The organism is Psychroflexus salinarum, from assembly GCF_042677225.1.
Classification (GTDB): domain Bacteria; phylum Bacteroidota; class Bacteroidia; order Flavobacteriales; family Flavobacteriaceae; genus Psychroflexus; species Psychroflexus salinarum.
Genome location: NZ_JBHTIV010000009.1, coordinates 50,629 through 75,117, shown reverse-complemented (window position 1 = coordinate 75,117; position 24,489 = coordinate 50,629). Strand labels below are relative to the sequence as shown.

Genomic DNA, 24,489 nt, shown 5'->3' with positions numbered 1-24,489 from the left:
ATGGATATATTCGAACTTATAGAAAAAAGGCGATCTGTTTTTCCAAAACAATACAACGATGAACCTATCTTGAAGGATGAACTTGATAAAATTCTTGCAACAGCCAATTGGGCTCCCAATCATAAAAAGACTGAACCGTGGCGTTTTAAAGTTATACAGGGCGATAGTAAATTGAAATTAGCGAATTTTCTGGCCGATAAAAATGCTGAACTAGAGGGGAAGCCATCATCCTTCAAAAGAAAAAAAATAGTCTCCAAGTTTGAAGAATCTCACTCAGTAATCGCAATCTGCATGCAAAGAAGCCCAAAAGGTAAACCGCCTGAATGGGAAGAGATTTCCGCTGTCGCTATGGCAGTTCAAAACATGTGGCTGGCTTGCACTGAGCTTAATATTGGAGCTTACTGGAGCTCACCATCTTATAAAGACTTAGTGAGTGACTTCTTCAATTTAAATGAAGGAGAATCTTGTTTGGGATTTTTTTACATGGGAAAATATAATGGTGAGCTTGAAGAAGGTGAGCGCAAGTCCTCGATAGAAGCTAAAGTCGAATACTACTCATAACTCTTAAAGGTTTTACCAGCTAAATAATTTAACACCAATTTTTCGAATCTTAAACTAACAAATGTTAGTTTTGTTATTAAACTATTAATAAATGCCGAGTTTTTTTCCGATTAAAGTAAAGGATGTCTACAAAGAAACAGAAGATTGTTCTGTGATTACTTTTGATATCCCAGAAGATTTAAAATCTGATTTTATGTACCATCAAGGCCAGCACTTGACTTTGAAAAAAGATATTAATGGGGAAGACATTAGGAGATCTTATTCTTTATGTTCAAGTCCTGTTGATGATGAATGGAAAGTTGCCGTTAAACAGATTTTTGAAGGGAAATTTTCAACATATGTGAATCAAGAGTTGAAGGCTAATGATATTTTGGAAGTGATGCCTCCAAGCGGTGAGTTTGGTGTTGATGTTCAACAAGACACAGACAAGACTTATTTGTTTTTTGCTGCGGGAAGTGGGATCACGCCAATTTTGTCGATGATAAAAACGCATTTAGCCAAAGAGCCGAATGCAAAATGTAAGCTGTTTTATTTGAATAAGAATGCTAAATCCATTATCTTCAAAGAAGAAATTGAACAAATCAGAAATCGCTACTTCGGGAGATTTGAAATTTTCTATTTTTTAACTCGAGAACAGCGTGATATTGAATTGCTAAACGGAAGATTTACTCCTGAAAAGGTACAGATATTAGCCAATTCAGTCTTTGATATCGATGAGGTAAGTGATGTATTTATTTGCGGCCCAGAGCAAATGATTTTCATGATTCGTGATGAATTAACTTCTCTAGGTTTGAATGAAAACAATATTCATTTTGAATTATTTGTTTCTGGACTTTCAGAAGAAGACAAAAGGCGAACAGAAGAAGCTTTGGCTAAACGAAAAGACGGGACTCAAATCACCATTTTGGATGGTGGTAAAGAGTTTCATTTTGCCATGACCAAAGACTATGACAACCTGTTAGATGCTGCTTTGGCTGCAGGAGCAGATTTACCTTTTGCTTGCAAAGGTGGTGTTTGCAGTACTTGTAAATGTCGTGTGATGGAAGGTAATGTAGAAATGAAAGTAAATTACGCTTTAGAAAAAGAAGAAGTTGCTCAAAATCTGGTACTGAGTTGTCAATCTGTACCAACTACAGATAAAGTAACTGTTGATTTTGACGTTTAATAAAATTTGAAAAAATAAGCTACTATGGAAAATATGAATGAAAAAGAACAGATGAAAAGCTTAGAAGATATTTTTGAAGCAAAGATTGCTCGTGATGAAAAAATCGAGCCAAAAGACTGGATGCCGGAGAAATATAGAAAAACACATATCCGCCAGATTTCACAACACGCACACTCCGAAATTGTCGGGATGCTGCCAGAAGGAAACTGGATTACAAGAGCGCCATCTTTAAGAAGAAAAGTAGCGCTTCTAGCTAAAGTTCAAGACGAAGCCGGGCATGGTTTATACCTTTATTCGGCTTGTGAGACTTTAGGAATTTCCAGAGAGGAACTTTACGATCAGTTGCATTCTGGAAAAGCTAAATATTCAAGTATTTTTAATTATCCAACACTTACGTGGGCAGACATAGGTGCGATCGGCTGGTTAGTCGATGGTGCAGCGATTATCAACCAGGTGCCATTGTGTAGTACATCTTTTGGACCTTACGCAAGAGCAATGGTAAGGGTCTGTAAGGAAGAAAGTTTTCACCAAAGACAAGGTTATGAAATTATGATGACGCTTTGCAACGGAACTCAAGAGCAAAAAGACATGGCGCAAGATGCATTGAATCGTTGGTGGTGGCCATCTTTAATGATGCTTGGTCCTACAGATGATGAATCTACCCATACAGAGCAGTCCATGAAATGGAAACTCAAGCGTAAAACTAATGATGAGTTGCGTCAGCAATTTATTGACCAAACGGTTCCTCAAGCCGATATCCTCGGACTTAAAGTGCCAGATGAAAATTTGAAATACAACAATGAAACTGGCCACTATAACTTTGGTGATATCGATTGGGAAGAGTTTTGGCAAGTCGTAAAAGGTCACGGAATGTGCAATAAAGAGCGTATTTCAGCCAGAAAGAATGCCTGGGATAATGGAGAGTGGGTAAGAGACGCAGCTATTGCTTACGCAGATAAGCAAGCTGATAAAGAAGTAAAAGAAGCAGTATAGAAAGCTTTAATTTTCAAAATAAAATTCAATGTCAAAAAAAAACTGGCCACTTTGGGAAGTTTTCGTAAGAAGTAAGAATGGATTAGAGCACCGTCATTTCGGGAGTTTACACGCTCCAGACGCAGATATGGCGCTCAAAAACGCAAGAGATGTTTACACAAGACGCAGTGAGGGTGTGAGTATCTGGGTAGTAGAATCCAAAAATATAAAAGCATCCAACCCAGATGATAACGGAGAAATGTTTGAACCTGCTGCGGATAAGGCATATCGTCATCCGACCTTTTATGAGTTGCCAGACGATATTGAACATATGTAACTGATGAACAGGCTGTTTTAATTTTAAATATTTAAGTAAATGACGAACGAAAATTTAATTCGATATATCTACGGGATTGCCGATAATTCTTTGATTTTAGGTCAGAGAATTTCTGAACTCTGTGGACATGGTCCGACTTTGGAGACTGATATTGCCATGACTAATATGGCCCTGGATTTACTTGGTCAGACTAGAAGTTACTACCAGTACGTCGCCGAGCTTTCACCGAAAGACATAACTGAAGATGATGTTGCTTTTCTAAGAACAGAGCGCGAGTATAAAAATGTGCTTTTGGTAGAACAGCCCAACACGGATTTTGCTTACGTCATTGTCAGACAATATTTTTTTGATGTTTTTCATTTCATGCTTTTGAAGGAATTGGAAAATTCAAAAAACGTTAATTTTCAGGCGATCGCTAAAAAAAGCCTGAAGGAAGTGTCTTACCACAAGCGTTTTTCCGGAGACTGGCTCAAAAGACTAGGTGATGGAACCGAAGAAAGCAAACAAAAAGCTCAGCAGGCTATTGATGATTTGTGGGTGTATACCGATGAATTATTTCATATGACAGATAATGACAAAGCAGTCTCAAAAGCTGGTTATGGTGTAGATACCACAAACTTAAAAGACAGTTATTACGCTGCCATTACCTCACTCCTTAAAGAAGCAACACTAGATATCCCAAATACAAAATATTTTCAGAAAGGCGGTAAAAATGGAATTCACACAGAGCATATGGGTTTTATTTTATCAGACATGCAGTATATGCAGAGAACCTATCCAGGTATGAAGTGGTAGATTAGATTTGAGAGGTTAGGCTGTAGATACTTAAAGTCAGAAGTGCGATGTTTAATACTAAAGTGGCATATAGAATATTAAAGCTACTAATAACTGTCAACTATTAACTAATTTATGACGCAAGAAGCAGACATAGCAACAGAACTGTACACTATACTGAAATCGGTTCCCGATCCAGAAATTCCTGTATTGTCTATAATTGATTTAGGCGTAGTTCGTTCCGCAACAGTGCTGCCTAACCAAGTGGCAAAAGTTGAAATAACCCCTACTTATAGCGGTTGTCCAGCTATGGATGTGATTGGTGACGATATCAAAACCGAACTTGCAAAACACGGCTATAAGCCTGAGGTTAAGCTTATTTTGTCTCCCGCATGGACCACAGACTGGATGACCGATGAAGGCAAAAAAGCACTCAAGGATTACGGGATTGCCCCACCTATGGATGCTACCTCAGATAAAGATGCTCTACTTGGCAATAAGCGAGTAATACCCTGCCCGCAATGCGAATCTAAAAACACGAGATTGGTAAGTCAGTTTGCCTCCACAGCCTGCAAGGCGATGTTTAAATGTGAGGACTGCGAAGAAACTTTCGATTATTTTAAATGTTTAATCTAAGCTTGTTTTGGCGGTTACCCCCATTTAAAAATGAGGGTTGGGCTTTCGGCAGTCGCTTTCCTGTTGAAAAAACAGGAAGAGCTCCAACAAGTTCCTCAATCCCTAACCGAAGCTTACTTCAAGAATTTCTTTTCAGGACTTCCAGTATACATTATTCCAATTTATCAAATTGGAGTCAATTTCATTTTAAAGAAGAATTACATCTCAATTTTCGTAACTTTTCAATCTAAAAATCATTAAAAATCTAAGCTTATGGATTCCAGTATATTACTCACTATTCAAAATCAAGTAGCTTACATAAAATTCAATAGACCCACCAAATTCAATAGTTTCAATCGGGAAATGGCTTTTTCTTTGCAAAAAACATTAGACGATTGTATCCGTAATGATGAGGTCAGAGCTATTGTTTTAACTGGTGAAGGCAAAGCCTTTTGTGCAGGTCAGGACATACAGGAAATTACAGATCCAGATCAACATCCGGGTTTTAAGCAAATATTAGATGACCATTACAATCCTATCATTACCAGAATCAGAAATATCGAAAAACCTGTCATTGCTGCTGTTAACGGTGTAGCTGCAGGAGCAGGAGCCAACATCGCCTTGGCTTGTGATATCGTTGTTGCCAGCGAACAAGCTAGTTTTATTCAGGCCTTTTCAAAAATTGGACTGATACCCGATTCTGCAGGCACTTTTTTTCTGCCAAGACTTGTTGGTTTCCAAAGAGCTTCCGCTTTAGCCATGCTGGGTGACAAAGTAGATGCGGTTGAAGCGGAACGTATGGGCATGATTTACAAATATTATTCAGCCGAAACTTACCAAGAAGAAGTAAAGAAGTTAGCAGAAAAATTAGCCAAAATGCCAACCAAAGCTTTGGCTTATACCAAAAAAGCACTGAACAAGTCCTTCAATAATTCACTTGAAGACCAACTCGCTTTAGAGTCTGAATATCAAATCGCCTCCGCCAATACAGAAGATTATGAAGAAGGTGTGTCCGCATTTATGGAAAAGAGAGAGGCGAATTTTAGAGGAAAATAGATTAAGGATTAAAGAATTATGATTTCTGATTGCTGATTTTTTTAATCAATCCTTAAATAAGTTAAACATAAATCTTTTAAGTATGAAACCAGTTGAGTTAGAAGATAGACTGATCCAATTTTCAATCGATTCTATTTTATTTTGTAAAACTGTCAAGAATAATTTTGAAGGAGATTATTTGATCAAACAGTTAATAAGGTCGGCTAGTTCTTCAGCTTTAAATTACGGTGAAGCAAGAAGTGCTGAATCTACACGAGATTTTCTGTACAAAATGAAGATTTGTTTAAAGGAATTACGTGAATGCATGATTAATTTAAAAATTCAAAAGGGAGCAAATTTAACTTCGGATATTGATTTATTAGAGAAATTATTGAAAGAAAATAATGAATTGATATCCATATTTGTGATCAGTATTAAAACTTCTACTGCAAAACTCAATATTAAATCTAAATAAATCTCCAATCGTTAATCAACAATCTAATAAAATCGTTAATTACAATATGAACATAGCCATAATAGGAAGCGGAACCATGGGAAGTGGTATTGCACAAGTAGCGGCAACGGCGGGTTGCCAGGTTCAGCTTTACGATACAAAACAAGAAGCCTTAGATAAAGCCAAACAGGCTTTGGAGAAAATCCTTAATCGGTTAATCGAAAAAGATAGGATCGATGATGCCGAGAAAAATAGAATTCAGTCGAATATAGCGTATGAGGATGACTTAAAGTCGCTGGCAAAAGCTGATTTCACCATAGAAGCGATTGTTGAAAATTTAGACATTAAACAAAAGGTATTTAAGGAGCTGGAAACTTATCAAAGCAAGGACGCAATTATCGCCAGTAATACGTCCTCTTTGTCAATAGCTTCTATCGCTTCGGCTTTAGAACATCCAGAGCGATGTATTGGGGTTCACTTTTTCAATCCAGCGCCATTGATGCCTTTGGTAGAAATTGTGCCTGCAGTACAAACGTCTCAGGAGGTTTTTGATAAGGTCTTTTCAACGATTCAGGACTGGAAGAAAGTCCCTGTAAAAGCTCAGGATACCCCTGGCTTTATTGTGAATCGGGTAGCCCGTCCATTTTATGGTGAAGCCTTGAGGATTTACGAAGAGCGTTTTGCAGGTGTCCCTGAAGGCGAAGCAGGTTTTGCAACAATTGATTGGGCGATGAAAGAATTTGGCGGATTTAGAATGGGGCCTTTTCAGTTGATGGATTTTATTGGTAACGATGTGAATTATACAGTGACTGAAACTGTATTCAAAGCCTTTTACTACGATCCAAGATATAAACCTTCTTTTACTCAGAAGCGCTTTGAGGAGGCAGGCTATTTAGGCCGCAAGTCAGGAAAAGGTTTTTATAATTATGACGGAAATGCTCAAAAAGCAGCTCCTGTAAAAGATCGAGAAATGGGTCAGAAGATTTTTGATCGTGTATTGGTTATGCTTATCAATGAGGCAGCAGATGCTTTATTCTTAAGCATTGCCTCAGCCAAAGACATTGATCTGGCGATGACCAAAGGCGTGAATTATCCTAAGGGACTTTTAAAATGGGCTAATGAGAAAGGTATAACTTGGTGCGTAGAACAAATGGATCATCTTTATGATACCTATAGAGAAGATAGGTATAGGTGTAGTCCTCTGTTGAGGAAGATGGCGAAGGAAGGAGGGAGGTTTTAAATAGAAGGTTTTAGGTGATAGGGTTTAGGTGGGAGGTTGTAGGAAAAATAGTTAAGAAATGAAGAATTTCAAGTATCATTTTAAATTTGAGGATTTGAAAGTCTATCAAAAAGCAATGGAGTTTGGTGAAGTTGTTCATCAGCAAACGAAAAGTTTTCCTAGAGAAGAGCGATTCGAATTGACTTCCCAATTCAAAAGAGCGAGTGATTCCATAGCTTTAAATATCGCAGAAGGCTCAGCTGGAACAGATAAACAATTTTATAATTATCTTGGAAACGCTTATCACAGCTTACATGAATGTGTGTCTTGCAGTACAAAAGCTTTCCAAAGAAACTATATGAGTCAAGAGACTAATGAAGCAAATCGCGAATACTTAGTTGAGTTGGCTGAAATGATTAGCAGCTTACGTGCTTCAATTTCAAAAAGAATAAGAAGCAAATAAAATGACCTAAAACTTAACCTATGTCCTACAACCTAATACCCAAAAAGATGCTCTCCCAAGATCCCTTCAGCACCTGGCTTGGGATTGAAATTTTGGAAGTGAGTTTGGGAAAATGTAAAGTGGGCTTAAAGATAAGGCCAGAAATGCTAAATTCTATGCAGAAAGCACATGGAGGTATTACGTATGCTTTAGCGGATACGGCTTTTGGTTTTGCAGCCAATACGTATGGGAAGTATGCAGTGTCTATCGAAACGTCTATCAATCATATTGAGGCTCTCAGTGTTGATGATTATATTACAGCAGAATCGACTGTTGAGGTGACTAAAAATAGACTTGGTTTTCATTATGTTGAATTAAAGCGGGGAGAAGAGATTGTAGCGCTTTTTAAAGGGGTGGTATATAGAACATCTAAAGAATGGGACTTAAATGATAACTAAATTATATAAATTGAAAACGGATTTGCGTTAAGGATTGTAGTGGAAAGCCCGCAGGATTAGTGTTGTGCTGAAACAGCTTTGCCAAAGCGACTGAAAGGAGCTCATGGGAAAGTTTGCGAAAGCCATCACCGGACGAGGACTTGAAACGAAAAGCCTGTTAACGCCCAAAATAACAAAATACAAGACATGGATGCATTTATAATTGACGGAATACGAACTCCAATTGGGAACTACAGAGGGACGCTTTCGCCAGTGAGGGCGGATGATCTAGGCGCATTGGTCATCAAAGAAATAGCGAGTAGAAACCCATCTATTCCTAAGGAAGCTTTTGATGATGTGATTTTAGGCTGTGCCAATCAGGCTGGGGAAGATAACCGGAATGTAGCTCGAATGTGCTCGCTATTGGCAGGCTTGCCACACTCGGTGCCTGGTGAAACTGTGAATAGATTATGCAGTAGTGGACTTTCAGCAATTATTCATGCTAATCGAGCTATAAAAGCTGGTGATGGGGATTTATTCATTGCCGGAGGAGTGGAGCATATGACTCGTGGACCTTACGCTATCGCAAAACCGTCTACGGCTTATGGGAATGATGCCAAAATGTACGATACGAGTTTTGGATGGCGGTTTGTGAATCCAAAAATGGATGAGATGTACGGCACTGATGGCATGGGAGTAACGGCTGAAAATTTGGTGGACATCCATAATATTTCGCGTGAAGATCAGGATGCGTTTGCCTATAATTCTCAGATGAAAGCCAGTAAGGCTCAGGAAAGTGGCCGTTTAGCCAAAGAAATCATAGCTGTAAATATCCCAAGACGGAAACAAGAGGATTTGGTTTTCTCACAAGATGAGTTTGTGAAACCACAAACAAAATTAGAAGTTTTAGGCAAACTTCGACCAGCCTTTAGAAAGGACGGCAGTGTAACTGCGGGAAATTCATCGGGCCTAAATGACGGAGCAGCAGCTACGATTGTAGCTTCCCAAAAGGCAATTGATACATATAATTTGAAGCCTATGGCTAGAATTTTAAGTTCTGCTGTTGTAGGAGTTGAGCCACGTATTATGGGTATTGGCCCGGTAGAAGCATCCAATAAAGCTCTGGAAAAAGCAGGCTTAACAATGGAAGACATGGACATTATCGAATTAAATGAAGCTTTCGCAGCCCAAGCCTTAGCCTGTATCCGCGCTTGGGGACTAAAAGATGATGATCCGCGAATCAATCCTAATGGAGGTGCTATTGCGATTGGTCATCCATTGGGTGTCACTGGCTCAAGACTTGCGTATACTGCTGCACTTCAGCTTCAGTTGACTAACAAAAAATATGCTTTAGTCACAATGTGTGTTGGTGTAGGTCAAGGTTATGCTGCTGTAATTGAGAATGTGAGTTAAGAATTGAAACTTATCTAAAATAAAATAATTATAAATCATAGTTCGAATATTATGCAAACCACACAAAGTTATATACAAGGTCAATGGACCCATGGTAAAGGCGAGGGTCAACCTATTTATGATTCCATAACTGGAGAACATTTTACATCCATAAATGTAGAAGGTTTCAATATTCCCGAAGTATTGGCTTATGGTCGTGAAAAAGGAGATACCCTTAGAAAAATGACTTTTCAGGAACGTGGAAATATGCTGAAATCTTTAGCATTCTATCTACAGAAGAAAAAAAGAGCATTTTACGAATTGAGCTATCGTACTGGGGCTACAAAGATGGATTCGTGGTTTGATATTGATGGTGGTTTTGGTAATTTGTTTGCTAATGCTTCATTAAGAAAATTATTCCCCAATCAGCCGTTTGATGTTGAAGGAGATCCAATTGATTTATCTCATGGAGGAAGGTTTATGGCACATCACATCTTAGTACCTAAAGAAGGGGTGGCGGTTCATATTAATGCATTCAATTTTCCTGTGTGGGGAATGTTGGAAAAATGTGCGGTAAATTGGATGGCTGGCGTTCCAGCTGTTGTTTTACCAGCACCACAATCAGCTTATTTGACAGAAGCTGTTGTCAAGGAAATTATTGCATCTGGAATTCTTCCCGAAGGTGCTTTACAACTGATTTCAGGAACTGAGAAAAGCATTTTAGACAGTGTAGAATCTCAAGACATCGTCAGTTTTACAGGTTCAGCAACTACCGGACGACTGTTAAAAAACCACCCACGACTACTTGAAGAATCCGTTCCTTTTACTATGGAAGCAGATTCTTTGAATGCTTCAATTTTAGGGGAGGATGCTGTTCCAGGAACCCCGGAATTTGATTTGTTCATCCGTGAAGTCCGGAATGAAATGACCGTGAAATGCGGACAGAAGTGTACGGCTATTCGCCGTGCTATCGTTCCTGAATCTCTGATAGAAGATGTGCAAATTGCTTTAGGTAAAGCTTTGGAAAAAGTATCACTTGGTGATCCAAGATTGAAAGAAGTTAGAATGGGGAGCTTGATCGACAAAAAGCAAGTGGAAGCTGTAAAAAAAGCTGTCAACGAAATATCAAAAACTGCTGAAATTGTCTACGGAGATTTTGATGCTATGGAAACGATTAATGCTGAATTTAAAAAAGGTGCTTTCATTAAACCTATTTTGATGAGAGAGCATGAACCTTTTAAAAATGAAGCCGCACATGTTACTGAAGCTTTTGGCCCGGTAAGTACATTGATGCCTTATAAAAATTTAGATGAAGCTATAGAGTTGTCCAAAAAAGGAAAAGGCTCTTTGGTGAGTTCAATATTTACAAATGAAGATTCCATTGCTCGAGATTACACCATCAAAGCTGCTTCTCATCATGGAAGAATTATGTCCATAAATCGAGAGTCGGCCAAGCAGAGTACTGGTCATGGTGCTCCGTTACCAAATCTAGTACACGGAGGACCTGGACGAGCTGGAGGTGGAGAAGAAATGGGCGGAAAACGTGGAATCAAACACTTTATGCAGCGTTGTGCGATTCAAGGAAGTCCTACAACTCTGACTGAAATTACAGGAATTTATCAGCCAAAAGCGGATTATAAAGAAACTGAAAAACATCCGTTCGCTTATCACTGGGAAGATATTGAGCCAGGGATGTCTTTGAAAACCCATAACCGGACCTTGACGGATACTGATATCATCAATTTCGGGAATCTAACGTGGGATCATTTTTACGCGCATACTGACATTACTTCTTTAGAAGGCAGCATTTTTGAGCAACGTACAGCTCATGGTTATTTTATTATTTCAGCTGCTGCGGGATTATTCGTTTATCCAAATAAAGGTCCGGTTGCAGCAAATTACGGTTTGGAAGAAATCAGATTTTTGAGACCGCTTTATCATAATGATACGATTCATGTGCGCTTGACTTGCAAAGAAAAAGTAGATCGTGACCAAAAGGGAAAAGAATTGCCAAGTGGAATCGTAAAATGGTATGTTGAGGTTTTTGATACAGAAGCCGTGGAAGAGGAAGATAAATTGGTCGCCATAGCGACTATTTTGACTATGGTTCAGAAAAAGCAGACTACGTTTCATGATGTAGATAAAGATTTTATCGAAAGTAAGTTAAAAGCTCTTTCTGGAGAAAGTCAGCCTCAATGGGGAATGATGACTCCACAGCATATGCTTGAACACTTAGAAACGAGCCTTCGAATTGCGACAGGCGAGATTTCAAATTTTGAAGTAGCAACTCCAGAAGAGCATCTCGAAAAAGTACAGGAAACCTTATACACTTACGAAAAAATGCCACAAGGCTATAAAATGCCTTTGATGAAGAAAGATGAACTTGAAGTGTTACAGCATGAGAATCTTGATAAAGCCAAAAAAGCACTTCTAGAAGCTTACGAAGATTTTGTTGTTTTCTTTAGAGAACATCCAGACACCACTACTAAAAATGCTGTTTTCGGGGAGTTGACTGCATTTGAATGGAAGCTATTAAATCGAAAGCATTTCAATCATCATTTTGAGCAGTTTAATTTAATTTAATATTAAAACTGAAGCTAATCTAATTGCTATTCAGACTAACAATCATTAGTTTTGAGAAACATTCGAAAACGATTGAGAAAGAAAATTTATTATGACCAAACCATACGTTAAAAAAGATATTCAAGATAAAATTGCAACGATAGAATTTTTTCATCCGGCACATAACTCTCTGCCCAGCGACATTCTTGCTAAATTGGCGGAAACAATAACAGAAGTTGGAAAGGACGACGACGTTTTAGTTGTCATTTTAAAGTCTGGTGGTGAACGCACCTTTTGTGCTGGAGCAAGTTTTAAGGAATTGATTTCAATTGAAGATGAAAAAACTGGTAAACAATTCTTCAGTGGATTTGCTAATGTAATCAATGCCATGCGAAAGTGCCCAAAATTCATTATTGGTCGAGTTCAAGGAAAAACCGTTGGTGGTGGAGTAGGATTAGCCTCTTCTATGGATTATTGCATGGCTACAAAATACGCAGCGATTAAGCTAAGCGAATTGAATTTAGGTATAGGGCCATTTGTAGTCGGTCCAGCTGTAGAACGAAAACTTGGTGTAAATGGGATGTCTCAAATCGCTATAGATGCTAATACTTTCTATTCAGCTGAATGGGCCAAGGATAAAGGTTTATTCGCAAATGTTTATGAATCTACAGAAGAACTAGATATTGCTGTGTCGGAATTCGCTAAAAATTTATGTGAATACAATCCTGAGGCAGTAAAGCACATGAAACAAATGTTTTGGCGAGGAACTGAAGACTGGGATGAGCTGTTGATTGAAAGAGCAAAAATTAGTGGTAAGTTGGTATTGAGCTCTTTCACGAAAGAGAAGCTGAAGAGGTTTAAATAGAGGTGAGTGTTATGGAAAGTAAGTATTATTTTAAATTTGAAGACCTAAAAGTTTACCAAAAAGCGATAGAATTTGGTGAGCAGGTTAATCGTCAAACAGTGGGTTTTCCAAGTCATGAAACATATAGATTGGGTTCACAGCTTAATCGAGTAGCAGACTCTATGGCATTAAATATTGCAGAAGGTTCAGATAGTACTGATACAAATTTCGTGAAGTATTTAAAAATGGCTTGCGATAGTTGTCAAGATTGTGTTGCAGCATCAACAAAAGCCAGACTTTGAAGTTATATCACTTTTGAAGTTGATGAAGAAAATAGAAAACAACTTACTCAAATATCTAAAATGATATCAGCTTTGATTAAACATTTTAAAAGTAAACAATAATTTAAAAACAAAGACTAACCATTCAACACTAACAGACTGTTCTTTATGATCTTCAAATTCAAAAACCATATACCTGTCATTCACGAGTCCAGCTTTGTGCATCCACAGGCAGCTGTAACAGGAAATGTCATAATTGGTAAAGATTGTTATATTGGGCCCGGTGCAGCTATTCGTGGGGATTGGGGAGAAATTATATTGGAAGATGGCGTCAACGTTCAAGAAAACTGTACCGTTCATATGTTCCCTGGTAAGAGTATTACTTTGAAAAAAGGAGCGCATGTAGGTCACGGGGCAATCATTCATGGAGCGAATCTTGGAGAAAACTGCCTTATTGGTATGAATGCTGTAATTATGGATGATGCTGAAATTGGTGATGAATCTATTATTGGTGCTTTAGCATTTGTAAAAGCAGAAACTAAAATTCCCAAGCGTAGTTTAGTAGTTGGAAATCCTGCTAAAGTCATCAAAGAAGTGACTGATGAAATGATAGCTTGGAAAACTGCAGGTACCCGTTTGTATCAGCAATTGCCCACAGATTGTCATGAAAGTTTGGAAGAAGTGTTGACTTTGAGAGAAATTCCAGAAAATAGACCTAAACAGGAGAATTTCTATAAGACATTAAAAGAATTTAAAGGTAAAAATTGATTTGAGGATTGTTATAAGGAGGAGAGTAGAAGTTAGATATATAAATTATGAGCAGTAAAGACACTATAGAATTTCAACTCCCAAAAATGGGGGAAAGCATAACTGAAGGAACCATTTTGAATTGGATGGTTAGTGAGGGTGATGGTTTTCAAGAAGGAGACATACTGGTTGAAGTAGGCACAGACAAAGTAGATAATGAAGTTCCTGCTCCATTTTCAGGCCGACTCATAGAAATAAAGCATGTAGCCAAGCAAGTTGTGAAAATCGGTGAAATTATTGCTATTCTAGAAGCATCAGATGAGGATGTTTCAAGTTCAGAAGAGAAAGAGAAAAATTCTGATAAAACCGAATCAAAACAAAATAAAGGTCAATCAGCAAAAAAAACTAAAGAACAAAAAACTAAGGTTCCAAAACAAATAGATGATTCAGGGTGGAAACCAAGCACAAGAGGAAATCAATTCTATTCACCTTTAGTTGAAAAAATTGCCAGAGATTACCATATCAGTTATGAAGAGTTGGCAAGAATTCCAGCTTCTGGAGCAGATGATCGATTAAAAAAATCGGATATATTTAAATATATTGAAGATGGGAGGCCTGCTCAATTTGCACAATCACAACATGTCGAAAAAACATCTGGATTTCAAGTTCCTGATTTAAAATTTGATAAAGGAAAAGGAAAGCTTGTGGAAATGGATAGGATGCGACAAATGATCGCCGACCACATGGTGTTTTCCAAACATACCTCTCCTCACGTCACAGCTTATGTTGAAGCTGATATGACCAAATTGGTCGAATGGAGAAATGAAAATAAAGCTAAATTTCAAGCAGAAACCAGTGAGAAATTGACGTTTACACCACTTTTCATTCAGGCAGTAACTAAAGCAATTTTGGATTTTCCAATGATAAATTCGTCGCTGGAAGGAAATCAAATCATCGTAAAAGACGATATTAACATTGGAATGGCTACGGCTTTACCTAGTGGAAACCTTATTGTACCTGTGGTGAGAAATTCTGACAAGAAAGATTTAAAAACTTTGGCTCAAGATGTCAATGCATTGGTAGCTAAAGCCAGAGATAATAAATTGACGAGTGATGATACAAAAGGAAGTACGTTCACCATCTCAAATGTGGGAACTTTTGGAAGTTTAATGGGAACACCAATCATCAATCAGCCTGAGGCCGCTATTTTGGCGACAGGCATAATTAAGAAAAGAGCTGAAGTAATTGAATACGAAGACGGTGATAAAATTGAAATCAGGCAGATGATGTACTTATCTCTATCCTTTGATCACAGGATTGTGGATGGATATCTGGCGGGAAGTTTCTTAAGGCGGATTGCGGATTATTTGGAGGAAGATAAAAATTTTAAATGACAATAACTTAAATGATCTGTAATGAAATTAAACATAGTAAAAGATAAAAGCTTTGAATTTTTGTTTAAGATTATGCTGTTGTTTAAAATGATGCAAGATCAAAAAGAGTTTATAATTTCAAAACAGATATTGAGAAGCTGAACCAGTATAGGAGCTAATATCGCTGAATCAGAAGCCGCTCAAAGTCGAAGTGATTTTGTTCATGAGTTATCGATTGCATCTAAAGAGGCAAGGAAACAGTTTACTAGCTGCAGCTTTTGGATAAAAGTGAATTAGTTAATATAGAGGTAAATACTCATATCAAAGATTTTGAAGAAATTATTCGCTTACTAACTTCAATTATCAAAACAATCAAATTCAAATTATAAATTCATAATTTAAAATTAAACATGATTTCAAAGAACATATTCAAAAAAGCTTTTCAAAACTTAGTCACTGCTAAAGCTATGGCTGAGCTTTATGAAGAAAATTTTAAGGTGGTGTCCAAATATGTTCACGCTACTTCACGTGGACATGAAGTGATACAGACTGCTGTAGGGATGCAACTGAAACCACAGGACTATGTGTACCCTTACTATCGTGATGATTCCATTTTATTGGCAATAGGTATGCAACCAAAAGACTTGATGCTTCAACTACTAGCCAAAAAGGATGATCCATTTTCAGCTGGACGGACCTACTATTCACATCCAAGCTTGAACGATGAGGATAAGCCCAAAATCCCACATCAAAGTTCTGCTACAGGAATGCAAGCCATTCCTGCAACAGGAGCCGCATTGGGATTTTCATACAAAGAACATAAGAAGTCTGGTTTCAAAAATAAAAGTGAATCACCAGTAGTTGTGTGTTCACTAGGTGATGCTTCCGTAACTGAAGGAGAAATAGCAGAAGCTCTCCAAATGGCTGCATTGAAGCAACTGCCAATTATTTACCTGGTACAAGATAATGGCTGGGATATTTCTGCAAATGCAGAAGAAACTAGAGCTCAAGATGCCTTTGAGTATGCTAAAGGATTTCATGGATTGGAAGCCATAAGTATTGATGGTACAGATTTTATAGAATCTTACACTGAATTTGAAGAAGTTTTAAAGACGGTAAGAAAAGAGCGAAGACCATTTTTGGTGCATGCGAAGTGTCCACTTCTCAATCACCATACCTCTGGTGTTCGTATGGAATTTTACAGAGACGATCTCGAAGAGTCTAAAACTAGAGACCCTTATCCAAAATTAAAACAACAACTGCTCGACAATGGTTTCACAGCCGATGAACTAGACGCTATAGAAAAAGCTGCTAATGCAGTTGTTTCAAAAGAATATCAAGAAGCCCTTCAGGCCGAAGATCCTACACCGAAAGATTTATTTACACACGATTTTGCGCCAACACCTATTACTGAAGAACAAGGGGAACGCTCACCAAAAGGAGCAGAAAAAGTAGTGATGGTAGATTGCGCGCTATTTGCTATCGAAGAATTAATGACCAAACACAAAGAGTGTTTGCTTTACGGTCAGGATGTTGGAGGTAGACTTGGAGGTGTTTTCCGGGAAGCGGCGACTCTGGCTCAAAAATTTGGAGATTATAGGGTTTTTAATACACCAATTCAGGAAGCTTTTATTGTTGGATCAACCGTTGGGATGTCAGCTGTTGGACTCAAACCAATTGTTGAAGTTCAGTTTGCCGACTACATATGGCCCGGATTGAATCAGTTGTTTACCGAAGTCAGCAGAAGCTGTTATCTATCTAATGGTAAATGGTCTGTTTCCATGATCTTACGTGTACCTATAGGAGCATATGGAAGCGGCGGCCCTTACCATTCCTCTTCGGTAGAAAGTGTAGTGTCGAACATTCGGGGGCTCAAGATTGCATATCCCAGCAATGGCGCTGACCTCAAAGGTTTAATGAAAGCAGCTTATCATGATCCTAATCCGGTGGTTATTTTTGAGCATAAAGGATTGTATTGGAGCAAAGTGCCTGGAACAAAAGGAGCTACTAGCGTAGAGCCTGCAGAAGATTACGTGTTACCCTTCGGGAAAGCCTGGGTATTACAAGAGATTTGGCCTCAGGATAATAAGGAAACGCTAAGCATTATCACTTACGGCATGGGCGTGCACTGGGCCATGAATGCCTCTCAGGAACTAGGTCTCCAAGATCAAATCGAAATTGTTGATCTCAGAACACTTCATCCTTTAGATGAAGAGACTATCATGAAATCGGTCAAAAAATGTAAAAAATGTCTGGTGGTGACAGAGGAACCTTCAGACAATACTTTTGCCAGAGCACTTAGCGGGAAGATACAAGAGAAATGTTTTCAGTATCTGGATGCGCCAGTAATGACCATTGGTTCAGAAAACATGCCAGCAATTCCACTCAACACGATTCTTGAAGAAACCATGATTCCAAGTACTGCAAAAGTAAAGACAAAAATTCAAGAGTTGTTGGATTATTAATGTTTAGGACATTAACTTGTTTAAAAAAAGTAAGGTCTTGTTTGTTTTGTTTCAATTCCTCGCTTTTTGCTATCCTAAATCAACCCGTCTGTCGTCTCACAAAATCGCCACCATTCATGCGGCTTTGCTATCATCTCTCAAGCAAAGCTTAATGCTAGAAATTTAGGTTTTGCATCAAATAAAAAATGCCTTGAAACTTTCAAGGCATTTTTGTTGATATAAAAACAAGGATTTAATCTTCTATAATAATATCTTCATCTTTAGCGCCAATCTCTTTTAGATCGTCGACAACGCTCTCCACCATCGGTGGAGGTCCACATATATAAAATTTACGATCCAAATTAAGCACATGATCTTTTAAAAAAGTCTTATCGATATGACCATGGGCGTATTCTTCCGTTTCTTCTTCAGAGAGAATATTTATAAAATTACTATCTAGCATTTTTTCAAGTTCATCCTTAAGTATAATGTCAGCTTTAGTCTTATTTGCAAAAATCAGCTTATTATCTTCGTTTTTGCCGTTTTTATCTCGATCTCTAAGAATAGAAATAAGAGGTGTTAGCCCAGCACCACCAGCAATAAAAGTTCCTTCACCTCTGAAATAGATATTACCAAAAACTTCATTCTGGAGAAATTCGTCTCCTTCTTTAAGATCGAGCAATTTTTCTGTAACTCCGTTGTGATCAGGATAAGTTTTGATCACAAATTCAAAATAATTATCTTCTGGTAAACTTGTAAATGTGAATGGTCTTCCTTCTTCTTTCCAGCTTTCTTGGTTAATAAAAAGCTCGGTTGCCTGTCCAGGCTTGAATTCCAAACCTGATGGTTTGTTTGTTATTATTTGTAGTACATCAGGTGTGATTTTTTCTACGTGTTTAATTTTAAGAGTATTCATTTTTATTTATAAATTAAAAAAGGTACGAGATTTATCTATTAGGATTAAGAAATAATGTCACTTATTTTAACAATTTGAATCTATTCGGTAAAAGCTTCAGAATATGAGTATTAATAATTACCTTATTCAAAAATCAATTTTTGAAAATGGATACTTCATTCCTTGAGACCCTAAAAGACTATTTACAAGAAATTATTTTCTCCGTTGGACCTGACTTGCTTTATTCAATAGTGGCACTTGTAATCGGTATTCTCATCATTAAGATGATTATGAGAATATTAAAAGCCGCATTGAGAAAATCGAAAGTTGAATTATCACTCAAAACTTTTGTAGAGAGTTTATCGATTTTTGTATTATACGGCTTGCTGTTCACACTTATAGGTTCTATTTTAGGAGTAAAGACTACATCTTTCTTAGCTATTTTTGGTGCCGCTGGTATTGCTATCGGCTTAGCTTTGCAAGGAAGTTTAGCCAACTTTGCAGGAGGAGTTTTAATTTTAGTTTTCAAACCTTTTAAGGTGGGAGATTTGATTAATGTAAATGCCACCACTGGTTTTGTAAAGAATATCGATATTCTCTACACAAGAATTGAAACATTCGACGGTAGGGTTATTACGATGCCCAATGGCAACGTAGCCAATAGTGATGTTGATAACAGAACCATGAATCCATTACGAAGAATGGACTTGAGCCTCAAATTTGCTTTTGATATAAAAATGGGAACAATCAGACCAATAATTATAGATGCAATGAAGTCTCACCCAATTGTAGAGAAAAATCCAGAACCTGACGTTTGGCTGGAAGAAATTGGTGAATCAGAAATTCGTGTTACTGCAAGAAGTTGGGTAGAATCAGAATACTACTGGCCAACATTTTGGGAACAATAGGAAGCCGTTAAAAAATCACTTGATGCTCATGGAATTGAAACCCCAATCCCTAGAAGAATCGTTTACCAAGGTGGAGATTATAAATCTTTTGACTCTTCATCGAAGAAAGAATAAATCAACTTATTGACTTCTTTATTCTTTCCATAGCTCTTTCAATATCAGATTCACTCGCTGCGTAAGAAATTCTTATGCAGTTTGGGTTTCCAAAAGCTTCACCTGTTACTGTAGCAACGTTAGCTACTTCCAATAAAAACATTGAAAAGTCAGTTGCATTTTCAATGTTTTTTCCATTGTAAGTCTTTCCGAAAAAGGAAGAGACGTCTGGGAAAACATAAAAAGCTCCTTTAGGTTCGTTACATTCAAAACCTGGTATAGTTTCAATTAAATCTAAAATTAATTTTCTTCTAGATTTAAATTTATCAATCATATATTGAATCTTGTCCAATGGTGCTTCAAGTGCTGTTATTACAGCACGTTGAGCTATACAATTCGCGCCGCTTGTAACTTGTCCTTGTAATTTTTTACAAGCATTCGCTATCTTTTCTGGAGCACCTATATAGCCAATTCTCCAACCAGTCATTGCAAAAGCTTTAGACACCCCGTTTACAGTAACAGTTCTGTCAAACATATCTGGTATTCCTGCTATAGAAAATCGTTCTTCGCTAAAATTGATGTGTTCATAAATTTCATCGCTTACAACAATAATATCTGGATAATCTTTCAGAACTTCAGCTAATGCTATCAGTTCATCTTTAGAATAAACAGATCCACTTGGATTACATGGTGAACTGTACCAAATCATTTTTGTTCTGGAAGTAATAGCAGATTTTAACTGCTCTGGTGTCATTTTGAAATCTTGATCTATGTCAGTTTTTACTTCAACTGGAACACCTCCGTTCAATTTTACAATATCACTATAGCTCACCCAGTAAGGACATGGAAGTATGACTTCATCACCTGGATTCAACACCACAGAAGCAACATTATATAATGATTGCTTGGCTCCAGTAGAAACAACTATTTGATTTAATTCATAGTCAAGATTATTATCCCTTTCGAATTTTTTTTGAACCGCTTTTTTAAGATCTTCATACCCATCTACAGGGGTGTATGAATTGTAGTTATCATTTACAGCTTGTATGGCTGCTTCTTTTATAAAATCTGGAGTATTAAAATCTGGTTCACCAAGACTCAAGCCTATGATGTCTTTACCTTCTGCTTTAAGCTCTCTTGTTTTTGCAGCCATTGCTAAGGTTGCAGAAGTTTCAAGTTTTTGGATTTTATCAGATAGTTGGATCATAAAAAGTTGATTAAGATAATTGAGGTTTATTTCCTAGCATTTTTAAATGTCTAAAATGAGACTTTATAGCACCTCTAGTAGATTCATATTCGTTATATGGAAGGTTGAATTCTCTCGCTGTTTCCTTTACGATTTCACTTATTTTACCGTAATGTATATGACTTATATTTGGAAATATATGATGTTCCACCTGATGATTTAGACCACCGCTAAACCAGTTTATAATTTTATTATTTGTTGCGAAATTTGCTGTTGTAAATAACTGGTGTATTGCCCATGTATTTTTCATTTCACCAGCTTCATTTGGCATTGGCATATCGTTATCTTCAACCATATGTGCTAATTGGAAAATGATACTTAAAATTAATCCAGCTGTGTAGTGCATTATGAAAAAACCTAAAAGAACTTTCCACCATACAATTCCAATTAATATAGGTATAACAATCCACATTGAAATATATAAAGCTTTAGTAATAGCCAATAAACTCCATTGTTTCCATTTGCTTGGCATTTTTCCATATGAAAGTTGACGCTTAAGGTAACTTCTGGTTTGTTTAAAGTCTGATGTAAGGGACCAGTTAAACGTTAATAGACCATATAAAAAGACAGAATAAATATGTTGGAATTTATGAAAGCGTTTCCATTTTGCATGCCTGGAAAATCTAATTATTCCTCCTGCATCGATATCTTCATCATGACCATGTATATTGGTATATGTATGGTGAAGTACATTATGCTGCACTTGCCAGTTGTAAACATTTCCAGCCAATATGTAAATAGAACTCCCCATGAATTTATTAACCCACTTTTTTCTTGAGTAAGTTCCATGATTACCATCATGCATCACATTCATACCAACACCAGCCATTCCAGCACCCATCAAAACAGTGAATAGTAATTTCCACCAATCTGAAATATCCAAAAATAAAATCAAAAAGTAAGGAACTAAAAATAAACTGAACATGACAATTGTCTTAAGGTGCAATTTCCAATTACCAGTCTTTTTAATATCATTTTCACTAAAGTAATTATTGACTCTTTTGTTTAATGTTTTAAAGAACTTTTGAGGATCTTTTCTGGAAAACTTTATTGTAGGGTTTGTCATTATAAATATAATTGAATCGCAAAGATAAAAATTAATCTATATCAAAGCTTTTGACAAATGCCAATTGTGTTCGATTTATAGAAGTTTAATGGAACTGGCTTTTTTTGACTGTTATGAGTTGTTTGCGGATAATGAAGTTATTTTTTTATCCATATTGATGTTAATAACTATTATTTTTGCATTATAAAATTTAACATATTGGAATTAATAAAACACTACTTTGAGGATCTTGACGAAATGCAGATTGAACAATTTGAAAAAATTGCAGAAGTCTACAAGGATTGGAATCAAAAAATTAATGTTGTCTCTAGAAAAGACATAGATGAGATATATATCCGTCATGTATTGCATAGTTTAGGAATTGCAAAAGTCCAGTCTTTTTTACCTGGCTCTAAAGTTCTAGATGTTGGGACGGGTGGAGGTTTTCCAGGTATCCCTTTGGCTATCCTATTTCCTGAAACACAATTTACTTTGGTGGATAGTATTGGTAAAAAAATTAAAGTCGTGGAAGAAGTCGTTGATGCACTTGGGCTTAAAAATGTTAAGGCTATCAACGATAGAGTCGAGAATGTGACAGGGGAGTATGATTTTATTGTGAGTAGAGCTGTAGCTGTGATGCCAAGCTTTGTGCACTGGGTAAAAGGCAAAATTGCTAAAGAATCTAGGCATGACAGGAAAAACGGAATTCTCTATTTGAAAGGAGGAGATTTGTCGGAAGAATTACTACCTTATCGTACTGTTGAGATTTTTGAATTGTCAGAAGTCTTTAATGAAGACTTTTTTGACACCAAAAAAGTAGTCTATCTCCCTATGAAATATAGAGGTTAACTTAAACCACTTTCATATCATTATAAAGTAATATTTGTCCTAAATAAAAGAATCCCTCAAAAACCTAATTTTGAGGGATTTTTACATTTATAATGAAATCTACATTATCCCATATGTGGATAAGTGTAATCTGTAGCTGGAACAAAAGTTTCCTTTATTAATCTTGGTGAAGACCATCTTAATAGGTTGAACTTAGATCCTGCTTTATCATTTGTACCACTATTTCTAGCACCTCCAAATGGCTGACGACCAACAACAGCTCCTGTACATTTATCATTGATGTAGAAGTTACCAGCAGAATTTTGTAAAATATCTGTAGCTACTGATGCTGCATAACGATCTGTAGAAATAATAGAACCTGTTAATCCATACTGACTTGTGTTATCTACTAAATGTAGAGTGTCTTCATATTTATCATCATCGTAAACATAAAGTGTTAATACAGGTCCAAATAATTCTTCTACCATCGTTTCATATTTTGGATTGGTAGTGACTATTACAGTTGGCTCTACAAAATAGCCTTTTGATTTATCGCAATTACCACCCACTATAATTTCTGCTTCATCACTTTTCTTAGCTCTTTCAATATACTCAGATAATTTATCAAAAGATTGTTCGTGTATTACAGCGCCAATAAAGTTGCTCAAGTCTCCAGTTGGTCCCATTTTAATAGACTTCACATCTTTAACCAATTTCTCTTTTACACTAGGCCATAGGCTACTGGAAACATAAGATCTTGATGCGGCACTACATTTTTGGCCTTGAAACTCAAAAGCACCTCTTAGTAAAGCTGTGGCAACTACTTGTGCATCAGCAGATTTATGAGCTACAATGAAATCTTTACCGCCAGTTTCACCTACAATTCTAGGATAAGTATTGTAGTTATGGATATTTTCTCCAATTTTAGACCAGATTCCTTTAAAAACATTGGTACTTCCTGTAAAGTGGATACCTGCAAATTCTTTTCTAGCTAAAATTTTATCGGTAATCATTACGGGATCACCAATTATCATGTTAATTACGCCATCTGGCAATCCAGCTTCTTTAAAGACTTCCATAATTACCTGAGCAGAGAGCATTTGACTATCACTTGGTTTCCAAACTGCCACGTTACCCATGAGCGCTGCACTTGAAGGTAAATTACCAGCAATAGCAGTAAAGTTAAAAGGAGTAATCGCATACACAAAACCCTCAAGCGGTCTGTGCTCCAATCTGTTCCACTCATTATCTGCAGACTCTGGCTGTTCTCTATAAATTTCAGACATGTATTCAACATTAAATCTTAAAAAATCACAGATTTCGCAGGCAGAATCAATTTCAGCTTGAAAAACAGTTTTAGATTGACCAATCATGGTCGTTGCATTCATTTTATCTCTATAAGGTCCAGAAATTAAATCTGCTGCTTTTAAAAATACAGCCGCTCTTTGTTCCCAAGGTAATTTAGCCCATTCTTTTCGAGCTTCCAAAGCACTATCAATTGCTTGATCGACATGTTTTTCTTCCGCATTATGATAGACACCAACTTCGTGCTGATGATCATGTGGAGGTCTTATGCTTTTAGTATTTCCCGTTTTTATTTCTTCTTTACCTATATATAAAGGAACTTCTGCCTTTTGATTATAAATTTTCTTATACATTTTCTCAATAGACTCTCTTTCTGGAGAACCTGGAGCATAAGTTTTTATAGGTTCATTTATTGCTGTTGGTACTTGAAAATAACCTTTTCCCATAATATTTAAATTATTTTATTGATTTCTGTAAATATAAAACTTATATAACATTTTAAAAGTTTATGATGA

Annotated in this window: 25 protein-coding genes; 21 read left to right on the top strand and 4 right to left on the bottom strand. The window is 36.9% G+C overall.

The features are described 5' to 3' along the window. The 19 genes from ACFQ0R_RS08265 to ACFQ0R_RS08175 all read left to right on the top strand — a co-directional run bounded on the left by ACFQ0R_RS08265 (position 1) and on the right by ACFQ0R_RS08175 (position 17,675). Complete coding sequence (locus tag ACFQ0R_RS08265; protein ID WP_379657903.1) at positions 1 to 561, top strand: nitroreductase family protein; 561 nt, start codon at positions 1 to 3, stop codon at positions 559 to 561. A gap of 91 nt (positions 562 to 652) precedes the next feature. After that, positions 653 to 1,726 (top strand): 2Fe-2S iron-sulfur cluster-binding protein, encoded by a 1,074-nt coding sequence (locus tag ACFQ0R_RS08260; RefSeq protein WP_379657902.1) that lies wholly within the window; start codon positions 653 to 655, stop codon positions 1,724 to 1,726. A gap of 33 nt (positions 1,727 to 1,759) precedes the next feature. Beyond that, positions 1,760 to 2,719, top strand: a complete 960-nt coding sequence (paaA, locus tag ACFQ0R_RS08255) for a 1,2-phenylacetyl-CoA epoxidase subunit PaaA (RefSeq protein WP_379658066.1) — start codon at positions 1,760 to 1,762, stop codon at positions 2,717 to 2,719. A gap of 28 nt (positions 2,720 to 2,747) precedes the next feature. Next, positions 2,748 to 3,035 (top strand): 1,2-phenylacetyl-CoA epoxidase subunit PaaB, encoded by a 288-nt coding sequence (gene paaB, locus ACFQ0R_RS08250; protein WP_224463509.1) that lies wholly within the window; start codon positions 2,748 to 2,750, stop codon positions 3,033 to 3,035. 39 nt (positions 3,036 to 3,074) lie between these two features. Beyond that, positions 3,075 to 3,830: a 1,2-phenylacetyl-CoA epoxidase subunit PaaC gene (gene paaC / locus ACFQ0R_RS08245; protein WP_379657901.1), complete on the top strand. Its 756-nt coding sequence runs from the start codon at positions 3,075 to 3,077 to the stop codon at positions 3,828 to 3,830. Between the two features lie 114 nt (positions 3,831 to 3,944). Then, the gene (paaD, locus tag ACFQ0R_RS08240; RefSeq protein ID WP_224459714.1) at positions 3,945 to 4,445 is read left to right on the top strand and encodes a 1,2-phenylacetyl-CoA epoxidase subunit PaaD; all 501 of its coding nucleotides are present in this window, start codon (positions 3,945 to 3,947) and stop codon (positions 4,443 to 4,445) included. 252 nt (positions 4,446 to 4,697) lie between these two features. Beyond that, positions 4,698 to 5,480, top strand: coding sequence for an enoyl-CoA hydratase-related protein (locus ACFQ0R_RS08235; protein ID WP_379657900.1), 783 nt, complete (start codon positions 4,698 to 4,700; stop codon positions 5,478 to 5,480). An 82-nt stretch (positions 5,481 to 5,562) separates the two neighbouring features. Continuing rightward, a complete protein-coding gene (locus ACFQ0R_RS08230) occupies positions 5,563 to 5,934 on the top strand; it encodes a four helix bundle protein (protein ID WP_379657899.1) in 372 nt (123 codons plus the stop codon). A gap of 46 nt (positions 5,935 to 5,980) precedes the next feature. After that, positions 5,981 to 7,153, top strand: coding sequence for a 3-hydroxyacyl-CoA dehydrogenase NAD-binding domain-containing protein (locus ACFQ0R_RS08225; protein ID WP_379657898.1), 1,173 nt, complete (start codon positions 5,981 to 5,983; stop codon positions 7,151 to 7,153). A gap of 58 nt (positions 7,154 to 7,211) precedes the next feature. Continuing rightward, positions 7,212 to 7,595 carry a four helix bundle protein gene (locus ACFQ0R_RS08220; RefSeq protein ID WP_379657897.1) on the top strand — a complete coding sequence of 128 codons (384 nt, stop codon included), beginning with the start codon at positions 7,212 to 7,214 and terminating at the stop codon, positions 7,593 to 7,595. Between the two features lie 20 nt (positions 7,596 to 7,615). Next, positions 7,616 to 8,032 carry a PaaI family thioesterase gene (locus ACFQ0R_RS08215; RefSeq protein WP_379657896.1) on the top strand — a complete coding sequence of 139 codons (417 nt, stop codon included), beginning with the start codon at positions 7,616 to 7,618 and terminating at the stop codon, positions 8,030 to 8,032. 186 nt (positions 8,033 to 8,218) lie between these two features. Next, positions 8,219 to 9,424 (top strand): 3-oxoadipyl-CoA thiolase, encoded by a 1,206-nt coding sequence (gene pcaF, locus ACFQ0R_RS08210; RefSeq protein WP_379657895.1) that lies wholly within the window; start codon positions 8,219 to 8,221, stop codon positions 9,422 to 9,424. A gap of 51 nt (positions 9,425 to 9,475) precedes the next feature. After that, a complete protein-coding gene (paaZ, locus tag ACFQ0R_RS08205) occupies positions 9,476 to 11,986 on the top strand; it encodes a phenylacetic acid degradation bifunctional protein PaaZ (protein ID WP_379657894.1) in 2,511 nt (836 codons plus the stop codon). Positions 11,987 to 12,077: 91 nt separating this feature from the next. Next, positions 12,078 to 12,830 (top strand): enoyl-CoA hydratase/isomerase family protein, encoded by a 753-nt coding sequence (locus tag ACFQ0R_RS08200; protein ID WP_379657893.1) that lies wholly within the window; start codon positions 12,078 to 12,080, stop codon positions 12,828 to 12,830. 11 nt (positions 12,831 to 12,841) lie between these two features. Next, entirely contained in the window at positions 12,842 to 13,111 is a 270-nt protein-coding gene (locus ACFQ0R_RS08195; RefSeq protein ID WP_379657892.1) for a four helix bundle protein, read from the top strand. Between the two features lie 147 nt (positions 13,112 to 13,258). After that, entirely contained in the window at positions 13,259 to 13,858 is a 600-nt protein-coding gene (locus ACFQ0R_RS08190) for an acyltransferase (protein WP_379657891.1), read from the top strand. 47 nt (positions 13,859 to 13,905) lie between these two features. Further along, a complete protein-coding gene (locus ACFQ0R_RS08185; RefSeq protein ID WP_379657890.1) occupies positions 13,906 to 15,231 on the top strand; it encodes a dihydrolipoamide acetyltransferase family protein in 1,326 nt (441 codons plus the stop codon). 147 nt (positions 15,232 to 15,378) lie between these two features. After that, on the top strand, positions 15,379 to 15,507 hold the full coding sequence (locus tag ACFQ0R_RS08180) for a four helix bundle protein (RefSeq protein WP_379658065.1): 129 nt from the start codon (positions 15,379 to 15,381) through the stop codon (positions 15,505 to 15,507). 113 nt (positions 15,508 to 15,620) lie between these two features. Next, positions 15,621 to 17,675, top strand: a complete 2,055-nt coding sequence (locus ACFQ0R_RS08175) for an alpha-ketoacid dehydrogenase subunit alpha/beta (RefSeq protein WP_379657889.1) — start codon at positions 15,621 to 15,623, stop codon at positions 17,673 to 17,675. Between the two features lie 232 nt (positions 17,676 to 17,907). On the opposite strand, the gene ACFQ0R_RS08170 is transcribed toward ACFQ0R_RS08175, so the two are convergent. After that, the gene (locus ACFQ0R_RS08170) at positions 17,908 to 18,570 is read right to left on the bottom strand and encodes a flavodoxin reductase (RefSeq protein ID WP_379657888.1); all 663 of its coding nucleotides are present in this window, start codon (positions 18,568 to 18,570) and stop codon (positions 17,908 to 17,910) included. 146 nt (positions 18,571 to 18,716) lie between these two features. Here ACFQ0R_RS08170 and ACFQ0R_RS08165 point away from each other — a divergent pair, with 146 nt between their 5' ends. After that, positions 18,717 to 19,457 carry a mechanosensitive ion channel family protein gene (locus tag ACFQ0R_RS08165; RefSeq protein WP_379657887.1) on the top strand — a complete coding sequence of 247 codons (741 nt, stop codon included), beginning with the start codon at positions 18,717 to 18,719 and terminating at the stop codon, positions 19,455 to 19,457. A gap of 115 nt (positions 19,458 to 19,572) precedes the next feature. Here the strand turns inward: ACFQ0R_RS08165 and ACFQ0R_RS08160 are convergent, their stop codons facing one another. Beyond that, positions 19,573 to 20,757, bottom strand: coding sequence for a pyridoxal phosphate-dependent aminotransferase (locus tag ACFQ0R_RS08160; protein ID WP_379657886.1), 1,185 nt, complete (start codon positions 20,755 to 20,757; stop codon positions 19,573 to 19,575). A gap of 10 nt (positions 20,758 to 20,767) precedes the next feature. Then, positions 20,768 to 21,862, bottom strand: a complete 1,095-nt coding sequence (locus ACFQ0R_RS08155) for a fatty acid desaturase family protein (protein WP_379657885.1) — start codon at positions 21,860 to 21,862, stop codon at positions 20,768 to 20,770. Positions 21,863 to 22,060: 198 nt separating this feature from the next. Between ACFQ0R_RS08155 and rsmG the strand changes: the two genes are divergently transcribed. Continuing rightward, positions 22,061 to 22,690: a 16S rRNA (guanine(527)-N(7))-methyltransferase RsmG gene (rsmG, locus tag ACFQ0R_RS08150; RefSeq protein ID WP_379657884.1), complete on the top strand. Its 630-nt coding sequence runs from the start codon at positions 22,061 to 22,063 to the stop codon at positions 22,688 to 22,690. Between the two features lie 104 nt (positions 22,691 to 22,794). On the opposite strand, the gene pruA is transcribed toward rsmG, so the two are convergent. Next, on the bottom strand, positions 22,795 to 24,420 hold the full coding sequence (gene pruA, locus ACFQ0R_RS08145) for an L-glutamate gamma-semialdehyde dehydrogenase (protein ID WP_379657883.1): 1,626 nt from the start codon (positions 24,418 to 24,420) through the stop codon (positions 22,795 to 22,797). Between the last annotated feature and the right edge of the window lie 69 nt (positions 24,421 to 24,489).